This window comes from Pseudomonas sp. (assembly GCF_049645325.1).
In the GTDB taxonomy this organism is placed as follows: Bacteria; Pseudomonadota; Gammaproteobacteria; order Pseudomonadales; family Pseudomonadaceae; genus Aquipseudomonas.
In genome coordinates, this window is record NZ_JBARTQ010000143.1 from 1 (window position 1) to 11,981 (window position 11,981).

An 11,981-nucleotide genomic window follows, 5' to 3' on the forward strand; every position below is an offset into this window, starting at 1 on the left:
AGCACGGCGGCCTGAAAGCCGACCTGAGTGGTTGAAGCAGAAGCAGGGCAACAGCAGAGCAGCACAGCTTTTACCTGATGAAATGAGGTTCAATTGTGGGAGCGGGCTTGCTCGCGAATGCGGTGGATCAGCCAATGAATTTGTTGACTGACACACCGCCTTCGCGAGCAAGTCGAATCGTCGCACCGCCGCTCCCACATTTTTTTGACCGAGTGAGGCTTCAATATCTTCACCCATCTGCTTTTCTGTGGGAGCTGGCTTGTCGGGTCGCCGCACCGCTGCGATGCAGGCACCTAGGTGTATCAGTGACACTCAATGGATGCCATCGCAGGCAAGCCAGCTCCCACCTTGACCGAGTGCGGCTTGAGTGATCGGGTCAGCTACCGCTCTTGCTTGTGATCCGCTCTTGATCCAACCACTCAGGTCGGCTTTCAGGCCGCCGTGCTGTAGACCTTGATCTTGATCCTGCTTGTGATCTTGATCTGAGGCGCCCCGTTAAACCACGCTGGCCGAACGCAGGCTTTGGAGCGTGGGTAACCCGGCAGGAGCCGGGTTAGCCGTGTTGGGCCATGGATGGCCCGTCACGGCGGCCCACGCTCCAAAGCCTGCGTGAGGGCACACCGAGCCACAGCGAGGTGCCGAGTGGTGGGGGCAAGAGCGTTTTGGTTACTTTTGCGCTCCACCAAAAGTGACCCGCCGTAAGGGCGGAACCCATCTAAGCCCTCCCCCAACCACCGGATATACACCCAAAAAGCAGCCCCCCTGACAATTCCCAACAGGAATGTTAGCGTGCTCAGCATTCCCCCCGTAGTAGTCGAGCCCGCCTGCAATGAAAAAGACTGTTCTCGCCTTCAGCCGCGTCACCCCGCCCATGATCGAACGCCTGCAACAGGATTTCGAGGTGATCTCGCCCGATCCCAAACACGGGGACATCCATGCTCAATTCAATGAAGCCCTGCCCCACGCCCATGGCCTGATCGGCGTAGGCCGCAAGCTTGGCCGTGCGCAATTGGAAGGCGCGAGCAAGCTGGAGGTGGTCTCCAGCGTGTCGGTGGGCTACGACAACTACGACGTCGCCTACTTCAATGAGCGCGGCATCATGCTCACCAACACCCCCGACGTGCTCACCGAAAGCACCGCCGACCTGGCGTTCGCCTTGTTGATGAGCAGCGCGCGGCGAGTGGCTGAGCTGGACGCCTGGACCAAAGCCGGCCAGTGGAAAGCCAGCGTCGGCGCGCCGTTGTTTGGCTGCGACGTACACGGCAAGACCCTGGGCATCGTCGGCATGGGCAATATCGGCGCGGCGGTGGCTCGGCGCGGGCGCCTGGGTTTCAACATGCCGATCCTGTACAGCGGCAACAGCCGCAAGACCGAGCTGGAACAAGAGCTGGGCGCGCAGTTCCGCAGCCTGGACCAATTGTTGGCCGAGGCGGATTTCGTCTGCCTGGTGGTGCCGTTGAGCGAGAAAACCCGCCACCTGATCAGCACCCGTGAGCTGGGGTTGATGAAGTCCAGCGCGATCCTGATCAACATTTCCCGTGGCCCGGTGGTGGACGAGCCGGCACTGATCGAGGCCCTGCAAACCCAACGTATCCGCGGCGCGGGGCTGGATGTGTATGAGCAGGAGCCGCTGGCTGAGTCGCCGCTGTTCCAACTGAGCAACGCCGTGACCCTGCCGCATATCGGCTCGGCGACCCATGAAACCCGTGAAGCCATGGCCAACCGTGCCCTGGACAACCTGCGCAGCGCCCTGCTCGGCCAACGCCCGCAGGACTTGGTGAACCCGCAGGTGTGGAAAGGCTGACTTCAACAACCCTGATCGTTCCCACGCGCTGCGTGGGAACGTTCATAGAGCTAAAGCCTCGCGCTTCGAGGTCGATAACCTTCCATAGAAGTTCGTCATCCCTGATCCACAGAAGGTTTTTATGTCCACCACCAAAGCCCGCGCAGATTCACTCTCGCTTCTGCTCTTTACCTTGCGCAGCGGCAAGCTGATGGCGATCAACCTGCTGAAAGTCAGCGAAATCATTCCCTGCCCGCCGCTGACCAAGCTGCCGGAGTCGCACCCCCACGTCAAAGGCATCGCCACTCTGCGCGGCACGTCGCTGTCGGTGATCGACCTGAGCCGCGCCTTGGGTGAAATGCCCTTGCAAGACCCGGACGGCGGCTGCCTGATCGTCACTGATGTCAGCCGCTCCAAGCAGGGTTTGCATGTGCAGGCGGTGAGCAAGATCGTGCACTGCCTGACCACCGACATTCGCCCGCCGCCCTATGGCTCCGGCGGCAATCGCTCGTTTATCACGGGCGTGACCCAGGTCGAAGGCGGGTTGGTGCAGGTGCTGGACATCGAGAAAGTCATCCACGGCATCGCCCCGGCGCCGGTTGAAGCGGCGCCCACCGACCTGACCATGGAAGAAGCCGAAGTGCTGGGCCACGCCCGCATCCTGGTCGTGGACGACAGCCAAGTGGCGCTGCAGCAATCGGTGCACACGCTGCGCAACCTCGGCTTGACCTGCCACACCGCCCGCAGCGCCAAGGAAGCCATCGACGTGCTGTTGGAGCTGCAAGGCACGGTCGAACAGATCAACGTGGTGGTGTCGGACATCGAGATGTCTGAAATGGACGGCTATGCCCTCACCCGCACCCTGCGCGAAACACCGGATTTCCAGCACCTGTATGTGCTGCTGCACACCTCCCTGGACAGTGCGATGAACAGCGAAAAAGCCCGCCTGGCCGGTGCCGACGCGGTGCTCACCAAGTTCTCGTCGCCTGAGTTGACCAAGTGCCTGGTGGTCGCCGCCCAGACCGTGGCGCAGAAGGGCCTGTAAACATTGGCCGACTACTTCCAACTGCTGCGCCGCGATCTCCTCGGCAGCCTGCCTGCACCGCAGTGGCCGGCGCATATACAGCTGGATCATTACCGTGATGAGCTGGCCCCGGCCATTCACGCGGTGTTGCGCATGACCCAGGACCAGGGCGGTGGCCGTGTCGCCGGTCTGGATGAATGGCGCCAGCGGTTCGTCTCCGATGCCGAGTTCGACCCCACGCTATGCCTGGTCGCGCGCAATGCCGAGGGCATTCTCGGCGTGGCGCAGTGCTGGACCAGCGCCTTCATCAAGAACCTTTCGGTGCACCCCAGCGCGCAAGGCCTGGGGCTGGGCCGCGCGTTGCTGCTGCACACCTTCCAGGTGTTCAAGCAGCGCGGCGAGCCTTATGTGGACCTCAAGGTGCGGGAAAGCAACCTGCGCGCCCGACAGCTGTATGCCAGCGCGGGCATGGTATTCGTCCTGCGCGACATCGTCCCCGAGGGCTGACGGCACTGGCGCATAACTTGCTTCCTGAGAGCCTGAACGCTGAACAGAGGTAAAAACCCGTCACCGTTCACGAGTGCCCTCTGACCTTGCCTGGTGACAGATCCTCCATGAATACTCACTTTTCCTGCGTAGGTTGCGGCAAATGCTGCACCGACCATCACGTGCCCCTGACCCTCGCAGAGGCCCGGCAGTGGGCGGCGGACGGCGGTAATGTCATCGTTCTGGCGGAAGGTTTTCTCGGCAGCGGCCTGGGCTTGCCCCAGGAGCAACGCGAGCACGCGCAGCGCCGTTCAGTGGTCGTGCCCAGCGGCACTACCGAGGCCTTTGTGGCAATCACCTTTGCCGCTTACAACGCCGGACGCTGCCGGAATCTTGACGAAGACAACCGCTGCGGCATTTATGAACGTCGCCCGTTGGTCTGCCGCATCTACCCGATGGAGATCAACCCACACATTCCGCTCAACCCGGGCGCCAAGGACTGCCCGCCGGAATCCTGGGAGCAGGGCCCGGCGCTGATCGTTGGCGGTGAATTGATGGACCAGGAGTTGGCTGAATTGATCCGTCGCTCGCGCCAGGCCGACCGTGACGATGTGCAGACCAAGGAAGCCGTGTGCGCCTTGCTGGGCATTCGCACTACCGCGCTCAAGGGCGACGGGTTTACCGCGTACCTGCCGGACATGCAGGCCTTTGCCCAGGCGCTGGCGTTGGCGGTTGATCAGCCAGCCGTGGCCAATGAGTGGGTATTTCATGTGTCCGGCATGGACATCGCCGAGCAATTGCTGGACGCCGGGGCGCAGATTGCTACCGAGGTGCCGGCCAATTACGCGTTTATCTCCCTGCGTGCCGCCTGACCCGAAAGCCCTGTAACTGCGGCGCTGGCGTTACGGCGTTAAACACGGTTTATCCAGGTCGTAAGGCTGCAGGATCCGCTGGTAGTCGCCGCTTTGCATCAACTGCACCAACGCCCGGTTGAGCTCGCCGCGCAAGCGGGTATCGGGTTTACGCACCGCGATTGCTACGCCGTTACCCAGCAACTCGGCCGAAACGGCCGGGCCCAGGAAGCCGAAATCCTGACCGCCGGCGGTGTCGAGCAGTGCCCTGCGAATTTCCACCGTACCTTGCAATGTTGCATCGATTTGGCCCGACACGAGGCTGCGGGTCAGTTCGTCGTTGAGCCAGAAACTCTTGACGATAACGCCTGCCGGCGCCCATTTCGATTGAGCGAACGCCTCGCGATTGCTCCCCAACAGCACGCCGACCCGCTTGCCTTTGAGCGACCCGGCGGTCGGCAGCAAACCGGAGCTCTTGCGGGCCACCAGCCGGGTAGTGAACGGGTAAAGGTTATCGGTGAAGTTCACCCATTGGCGCCGTTTCGAGGTGGGCGCAATGCCCATGATCGCGTCAAATTGGCGGGCCTCAAGGGCGGGGAAGTTTTCCACAAGCACCTGGTCGACCCAGGTGCAGCGCACGTTGAGCTGTTGGCACAAGGCATTGCCCAAGTCGATATTCAGCCCCACCAGTTGGCCTTGCTGATTGCGGCTTTGGAAGGGCGGAAACTGCGCGGCGACGGCGAAACGGATTTCGCCACGCGGCTGATCATCAGCTGCAGCAGCATTGATCGAGAGTAACAGGGCCAACACGGCACAGAGGTGTATCAGGACCACGGGGGACGTCCTTTTTCCGGAAAGACCAGCCTCACCACGCCCCGGCGCAAAACAACCGGGGCGAAACAAGTGCCGTGCAGCTTTCAAGAAGCGGACGTAGACCTACAAGCGGAAAAATCAGCAGCCGTTGTAGGCAAAAGCCGAGACAGTGCGCAGTTGATTAGTCTCAGCGTTTACCCATCGAACGGCGAGTGCCCGGCGGGGCCATGCCTGGCGACTTGGTGTGGCCGTTCTTGGCGCCATTCTTGTACCAAGGCTGGGCGGCATTTTTGGCCCCGGCCAGCTCACCCGGTTTGAACGGAAACTTGAACGCCGGGATCTCGGCTTTTTCAACGCTTTCAGCGTCGGCCGGATCGACGAGGTCGGCCGCTTCAACAGGGGAGTGTGTCGGGGAAGTCATGGAAGCTCCGGGGCATGCAAAAAATGAGGCGGGACCGGCTTGCGGGCCACACTGGCGCGCAGTATACCTGCGCGCTTCGGATCTTTAACCACCGCCTGTACGAATGGTCGGACTTTACTGACAGCGCTGTCAGTTAGCAGTCACCGTGCTGACCGGGTTGGCGGGCTATAAAGAACCTTCATTCTCCCAACCCTTTGCCCCGGCGCCTCACCCCATGCACATTCAACGAAAAACCGCCCTGACTGTGGGTGTCCTCGTGGCAGTGGCGATTGCAGCCTGGGCGCTGACCCGGCCGGCCAAGACTAAACTGGCGGCGCCGACCGCGATCCCGGTGCGGGTGGTGAGTGTCACACAGCAGGACATTCCGCGCTTTGTCAGCGGGATCGGCTCGGTGTTGTCGCTGCACAGCGTGGTGATTCGCCCGCAAATCGACGGCATCCTCACCAAACTGCTGGTCAAGGAAGGCCAACTGGTCAAGACCGGCGACCTGCTGGCGACCATTGATGACCGCTCGATCCGTGCCAGCCTCGACCAGGCCAAGGCACAGTTGGGGGAAAGCCAGGCGCAGCTGCAAGTGGCGCTGGTCAACCTCAAGCGCTACAAGGAATTGAGCATCGACGATGGCGTGTCGAAGCAGACCTATGACCAGCAACAAGCCCTGGTCAACCAGCTCAAGGCCACCGCACAGGGCAACCAGGCGGCGATCGACTCGGCCCAGGTGCAGCTTTCCTACACACAAATTCGCTCGCCCGTCACCGGTCGCGTCGGTATTCGCAGCGTGGACGAAGGCAACTTCCTGCGCATGAGTGACACCCAGGGCCTGTTCTCGGTGACCCAGATCGACCCGATTGCCGTTGAGTTCTCCCTGCCGCAACAAATGCTGCCAACCCTGCAGGGCCTGATCGCCGCACCGGCGCAAGCCAGCGTCGACGCCTACCTTGGCGCCGACACCGACGGCCAGACCGGCGACCTGCTGGGTGAAGGCCACCTGAGCCTGATCGACAACCAGATCAGCTCCACCACGGGCACCCTGCGCGCCAAGGCTGAATTCCAGAATGCCTCGCAGAGCCTGTGGCCAGGGCAGCTGGTGACGATCAAGATCCAGACCGCCCTCGACAAAAACGCCCTGGTGGTGCCGCCGACGGTGGTACAGCGTGGCCTCGACTCGCACTTTGTGTACCGGGTCAACGGTGACAAGGTCGAGATTGTGCCGGTGCAAGTGGCGTATCAGGACAGCGACTTGAACATCATCAAGGGCGTGAACGCCGGTGATGTGCTGGTCAGTGACGGCCAGTCGCGGCTCAAGGCCGGCGCACAGGTGGAGGTGCTCAAGGAGCCGCCGCAAGTGATCCAGACCGTCGACGCCAAGGTGCAGCCATGAGCGGCAGCCGCTCACCGTCCGCCTGGTGCGTCGACCACCCGGTCGCCACCCTGCTGCTGACCTTCGCCCTGGTGCTGCTCGGGATGATTGCCTTCCCGCGCCTGGCCGTCGCCCCACTGCCGGAAGCGGAATTTCCGACTATCCAGGTCACTGCCACCCTACCCGGCGCGAGCCCGGACACCATGGCATCGTCGGTGGCCACGCCGCTGGAGGTGCAGTTCAGCGCCATACCCGGCATGACCCAGATGACCTCCAGCAGTGCCTTGGGCTCAAGCCTGCTGACCTTGCAGTTCACCCTGAACAAGAGCATCGACACCGCTGCGCAAGAAGTGCAGGCGGCGATCAACACCGCGTCCGGCAAGTTGCCCAGCGACATGCCAAGCCTGCCGACTTGGAAGAAGGTCAACCCGGCGGACAGCCCGGTGCTGATCCTCAGCGTCAGCTCCGACAGCATGCCCAGCACCGAACTGAGCGACTACGTGGAAACCCTGCTGGCCCGCCAGATCAGCCAGATCGACGGCGTCGGCCAGATCAACATCACCGGTCAGCAGCGCCCGGCGATTCGCGTGCAGGCCTCGCCGGATAAACTGGCTGCCATTGGCCTGACCCTCGCCGATGTGCGCGTGGCCATCCAGCAATCCAGCTTGAACCTGGCCAAGGGCGCGATCTACGGCGAGAACAGCGTGTCGACCCTGTCGACTAACGACCAGCTGTTCCACCCGGATGAATACGGCCAGTTGATCGTTTCCTACAAGAACGGGGCGCCGGTTCAACTGCGCGACATCGCCAAAGTCATCAACGGTTCGGAAAACGCCTACGTGCAGGCGTGGTCCGGCGACACACCCGGCGTCAACCTGGTGATTTCACGCCAGCCCGGCGCGAATATCGTCGAGACCGTGGACCGTATCCAGGCCGAACTGCCGCGCCTGGAAGGCATGCTCCCGGCGTCGGTGCAGGTCAGCGTGTTGACCGACCGCACCAAGACCATCCGCGCCTCCCTGCATGAAGTGGAAGTCACGCTGCTGATCGCGATTTTGCTGGTGGTGGCGGTGATGGCGCTGTTCCTGCGCCAGCTGTCGGCGACCATGATCGTATCGAGCGTACTCGGCGTGTCGCTGATCGCCAGTTTCGCGCTGATGTACCTGATGGGCTTCAGCCTGAACAACCTCACGCTGGTGGCGATCGTGATCGCCGTGGGGTTCGTGGTGGACGATGCGATTGTGGTGGTGGAAAACATCCACCGCCACCTGGAAGCGGGCCTCGACAAGCGTGAGGCGGCGATCAAGGGTTCCGGCGAGATCGGCTTTACCGTGGTCTCCATCAGCTTCTCGCTGGTGGCGGCGTTCATCCCGCTGCTGTTCATGGGCGGTGTGGTCGGGCGGTTGTTCAAGGAATTTGCGCTGACGGCCACCTCGACCATCCTCATTTCCGTGGTGGTCTCGCTGACCCTGGCGCCGACGTTGGCCGCCCTGTTTATGCGTGCGCCGACCCATCACGCGCATGACAAGCCCGGTTTCAGCGAGCGCCTGCTCGCCGGCTATGCGCGCAACCTGCGCCGCGCGTTGGCCCATCAACGCACCATGGCGGCCATTTTCATGGTGACCCTGGCGCTGGCCGTGGTTGGCTACGTGTTTATCCCCAAAGGGTTCTTCCCGGTGCAAGACACCGGTTTTGTGCTCGGCACCAGCGAAGCGGCGGCCGATGTGTCGTACCCGGACATGGTCGCCAAGCACAAGGCCCTGGCCGAAATCGTCAAGGCCGACCCGGCGGTGGAAGCGTTTTCCCATTCGGTGGGCGTGACGGGCAGCAACCAGACCATCGCCAACGGCCGCTTCTGGATCGCCTTGAAAGACCGCGGTGATCGCGACGTTTCCGCCAGCCAGTTCATCGACCGTATCCGCCCGAAACTGGCGAAGGTGCCGGGCATCGTGCTGTACCTGCGCGCCGGCCAGGACATCAACCTCAGCTCCGGCCCGAGCCGCGCCCAGTACCAATATGTGCTCAAGAGCAACGACGGCCCGACGCTGAATATCTGGACCCAGCGATTGACCGAAAAACTGCGCGCCAACCCGGCCTTTCGCGACCTGTCCAACGACCTGCAACTGGGCGGCAGCATCACCCACATCAGCATCGACCGCCAGGCCGCCGCGCGCTTCGGCCTGACCGCCACCGATGTCGATCAGGCGCTGTATGACGCCTTCGGCCAACGCCAGATCAACGAGTTCCAGACCGAGATCAACCAGTACCAGGTGGTGCTGGAGCTGGACACCCAGCAACGTGGCAAGGCCGAAAGCCTGAACTATTTCTACCTGCGCTCGCCCTTGACCAACGAGATGGTGCCGCTGTCGGCGCTGGCCAAGGTCGACCCGCCGACCGTGGGGCCCTTGTCGATCAGCCATGACGGCATGTTCCCGGCGGCCAACCTGTCCTTCAACCTGGCGCCCGGCGTGGCACTGGGTGATGCGGTGATCATGCTCAACCAGGCCAAGAACGAAATCGGCATGCCGGCGACCATGATCGGTACTTTCCAGGGCGCGGCCCAGGCGTTCCAGAGTTCGCTGGCCAGCCAGCCATGGCTGATCCTCGCGGCGCTGGTGGCGGTCTACATTATCCTGGGTGTGCTGTATGAAAGTTTCGTGCACCCGCTGACGATCATCTCGACCTTGCCCTCGGCGGGCCTGGGCGCCTTGATCATGCTGTGGCTGCTCGGTCAGGACTTTTCGATCATGGCGCTGATCGGCCTGGTGCTGCTGATCGGCATCGTCAAGAAAAACGGCATCCTGATGATCGACTTCGCCCTGGAGGCCCAGCGCGTGCGGGGGCTACCGCCCGAGGAGGCGATTTATGAAGCCTGCGTCACGCGGTTCCGGCCGATCATCATGACCACCCTCGCGGCCCTGCTCGGCGCGGTACCGCTGATGCTGGGTTCCGGCCCGGGTGCGGAACTGCGCCAGCCGCTGGGTATTGCGGTGGTCGGCGGGCTGCTGGTGAGCCAAGCGCTGACGCTGTTCACCACGCCGGTCATATACTTGTACCTTGAGAAGTTTTTCCACAGGCCCAAACCAGCGCTGGCGCTGGCGACCATACATTAAGGCGGGGTCATGCGCGTCCTGATTATTGAAGATGAAGAAAAAACCGCGGACTACCTGCACCGCGGCCTGACGGAACAGGGCTACACCGTCGACGTGGCGCGTGAAGGCGTCGAAGGCCTGCACCTGGCGCTGGAGAACGATTACGCGGTCATCGTGCTCGACGTGATGCTGCCCGGCCTTGACGGCTTCGGCGTGTTGCGTGCCCTGCGTGCGCGCAAGCAGACGCCGGTGATCATGCTCACCGCCCGCGAACGCGTGGAAGACCGCATTCGTGGCCTGCGTGAAGGTGCCGATGATTATTTAGGCAAACCGTTTTCGTTCCTCGAACTGGTGGCGCGCCTGCAGGCGCTGACCCGCCGCAGCGGCGGCCACGAGCCGGTGCAGGTGACGGTTGCCGACCTGTGGATCGACCTGATCAGCCGCAAGGCGAGCCGCAACGGCCTGCGTCTGGACCTGACCGCCAAGGAGTTCTCGCTGCTCAGTGTGTTGGCTCGGCGCCAGGGTGAAATCCTGTCCAAGACCGCGATTGCAGAAATGGTCTGGGACATCAATTTCGACAGCGACGCCAATGTGGTCGAAGTGGCGATCAAACGCCTGCGGGCCAAGCTCGACGGGCCGTTCGACACCAAGTTGCTGCACACCATTCGCGGCATGGGTTACGTGCTGGAGAACCGCAGTGTCGGCTAACTCCATCGCCCTGCGCCTGAGCGGCATGTTCACGCTGGTGGCGCTGCTGATCTTTCTGTTGATCGGCGGCGCGTTGTACCAGCAAGTGGACCGGGGCCTGGGGCTGTTGCCGGAAGCCGAGCTGGACGCGCGTTACAGCGTGCTCGAATCCTCGGTGAATCGCTTTGGCACGCCGGACCATTGGGTCAAGATCCAGGCCAAGCTCACGCTGTTGGGCGAGGAAGACAAGCGCATCCGTTTCTGGGTGGTGAGCAGCGATCCCAACTATGAGTACGGCAACCCCGACGCCCAGATCCGCGCCTTCGCCGACGGGCGTACCGGCAAACGCGACTTGCACCTGACGGGCCACCAGCATCCGTTCAAGGCATTGGTGAGCCAGTTTGCGGCCAAAGACCAGCGTCCGCCGTTGCGCTTTATCATCGCCATCGACACCGAAAACTTCCACGCGACCCAGCACCAACTGCTGATGGCCTTGATCGGCCTGGCGTTTGTCGGCGTGGTGCTGGCGGCGCTGCTGGGGTTCTGGGTCTCGCGCATCGGCCTCAAGCCGCTGATCAAGCTCTCGGACGAAGCGCAAAAACTCGCCCCGCCCAAGCTCTCCGGGCGCCTGCAACTGTCGCCGCTGCCGCCGGAGCTGAGCCAGTTCGTCAACTCGTTCAACTCCACGCTGGACCGCGTGGAGCAGGCATATTCGCGGCTGGAGTCGTTCAACGCCGACGTGGCCCACGAACTGCGCTCCCCGCTGACCAACCTGATCGGCCAGACCCAGGTGGCGCTGACCCGCGGACGTTCGGCCGAGCATTACTTCGAGGTGCTGCAGTCCAACCTTGAAGAGCTTGAGCGCCTGCGTTCGATCATCAACGACATGCTGTTCCTGGCCAGCGCCGACCAGGGCAGCAAGGCCACCAAGCTGATTGAAAGCTCGCTGGCCGATGAAGTGGCGACCACCCTCGATTACCTGGATTTCATCCTCGAAGACGCCCAGGTCAAGGTGCAGGTTCGCGGCGACGCCCTGGTGCACATCGAAAAAGCCCATTTGCGCCGCGCATTGATCAACTTGCTGAGCAATGCCGTGCAACACACCGCGCCGGGGCAGCTCATTGAGGTGAACATTGAAGTGCAGGCGCATCAGGTGTCGATCGGGGTGACCAACCCGGGCGATGAGATTGCCGGTGAGCATCTGCCACGTTTGTTTGAGCGGTTTTATCGGGTGGATGCGTCGCGCAGCAACAGTGGCGCGAACCATGGGTTGGGGTTGGCCATCGTCAAGGCGATTGCGTTGATGCATGGCGGGGATGTTTTTGTGCGCAGTGAGGGCGGCGGGAATACGTTTGGTATTACCTTGCCGGTGTAGGGCTTGAGAACGCCTTGGTACGCCTGTGGGAGCTTGGCGTGCGTGGTAGCTGATCCCAATGTGGGAGCGGGCTTGCTCGCGAAGGCGGT

Annotated in this window: 10 protein-coding genes and 1 pseudogene; 8 read left to right on the forward strand and 3 right to left on the reverse strand. The window is 62.5% G+C overall.

The window, feature by feature from the left end; all coding sequences use genetic code 11:
• Window positions 1–237 (reverse strand): annotated as a pseudogene (locus tag WBB95_RS06230) (hypothetical protein); the annotation flags it as partial.
• A 592-nt stretch (window positions 238–829) separates the two neighbouring features.
• Here WBB95_RS06230 and WBB95_RS06235 point away from each other — a divergent pair.
• The 4 genes from WBB95_RS06235 (at window position 830) to WBB95_RS06250 (ending at window position 4,165) form a co-directional block, all read left to right on the forward strand.
• Window positions 830–1,804, forward strand: coding sequence for a 2-hydroxyacid dehydrogenase (locus tag WBB95_RS06235; protein ID WP_424486768.1), 975 nt, complete (start codon window positions 830–832; stop codon window positions 1,802–1,804).
• Between the two features lie 121 nt (window positions 1,805–1,925).
• Window positions 1,926–2,828: a chemotaxis protein CheV gene (locus WBB95_RS06240; protein WP_424486769.1), complete on the forward strand. Its 903-nt coding sequence runs from the start codon at window positions 1,926–1,928 to the stop codon at window positions 2,826–2,828.
• Window positions 2,829–2,831: 3 nt separating this feature from the next.
• Window positions 2,832–3,314, forward strand: coding sequence for a GNAT family N-acetyltransferase (locus WBB95_RS06245; RefSeq protein ID WP_424486770.1), 483 nt, complete (start codon window positions 2,832–2,834; stop codon window positions 3,312–3,314).
• 107 nt (window positions 3,315–3,421) lie between these two features.
• Window positions 3,422–4,165 carry a YkgJ family cysteine cluster protein gene (locus tag WBB95_RS06250; RefSeq protein ID WP_424486771.1) on the forward strand — a complete coding sequence of 248 codons (744 nt, stop codon included), beginning with the start codon at window positions 3,422–3,424 and terminating at the stop codon, window positions 4,163–4,165.
• 30 nt (window positions 4,166–4,195) lie between these two features.
• Here the strand turns inward: WBB95_RS06250 and WBB95_RS06255 are convergent, their stop codons facing one another.
• Window positions 4,196–4,978, reverse strand: a complete 783-nt coding sequence (locus WBB95_RS06255) for a transporter substrate-binding domain-containing protein (protein ID WP_424486772.1) — start codon at window positions 4,976–4,978, stop codon at window positions 4,196–4,198.
• 166 nt (window positions 4,979–5,144) lie between these two features.
• Window positions 5,145–5,378 (reverse strand): hypothetical protein, encoded by a 234-nt coding sequence (locus WBB95_RS06260; protein ID WP_424486773.1) that lies wholly within the window; start codon window positions 5,376–5,378, stop codon window positions 5,145–5,147.
• Between the two features lie 214 nt (window positions 5,379–5,592).
• Here WBB95_RS06260 and WBB95_RS06265 point away from each other — a divergent pair, with 214 nt between their 5' ends.
• Genes WBB95_RS06265 through WBB95_RS06280 form a run of 4 tightly spaced genes read left to right on the forward strand, consistent with a single transcriptional unit; the run spans window position 5,593 to window position 11,892 of the window.
• Complete coding sequence (locus WBB95_RS06265) at window positions 5,593–6,759, forward strand: efflux RND transporter periplasmic adaptor subunit (RefSeq protein ID WP_424486774.1); 1,167 nt, start codon at window positions 5,593–5,595, stop codon at window positions 6,757–6,759.
• The gene (locus WBB95_RS06270; protein WP_424486775.1) at window positions 6,756–9,851 is read left to right on the forward strand and encodes a multidrug efflux RND transporter permease subunit; all 3,096 of its coding nucleotides are present in this window, start codon (window positions 6,756–6,758) and stop codon (window positions 9,849–9,851) included. Before WBB95_RS06265 ends, WBB95_RS06270 begins: the two co-directional genes overlap by 4 nt.
• A gap of 9 nt (window positions 9,852–9,860) precedes the next feature.
• Window positions 9,861–10,538, forward strand: a complete 678-nt coding sequence (locus WBB95_RS06275; protein ID WP_065900845.1) for a heavy metal response regulator transcription factor — start codon at window positions 9,861–9,863, stop codon at window positions 10,536–10,538.
• The gene (locus WBB95_RS06280) at window positions 10,528–11,892 is read left to right on the forward strand and encodes a heavy metal sensor histidine kinase (RefSeq protein WP_424486776.1); all 1,365 of its coding nucleotides are present in this window, start codon (window positions 10,528–10,530) and stop codon (window positions 11,890–11,892) included. The genes WBB95_RS06275 and WBB95_RS06280 overlap by 11 nt, the downstream gene beginning before the upstream one ends.
• Window positions 11,893–11,981 lie beyond the last annotated feature (89 nt).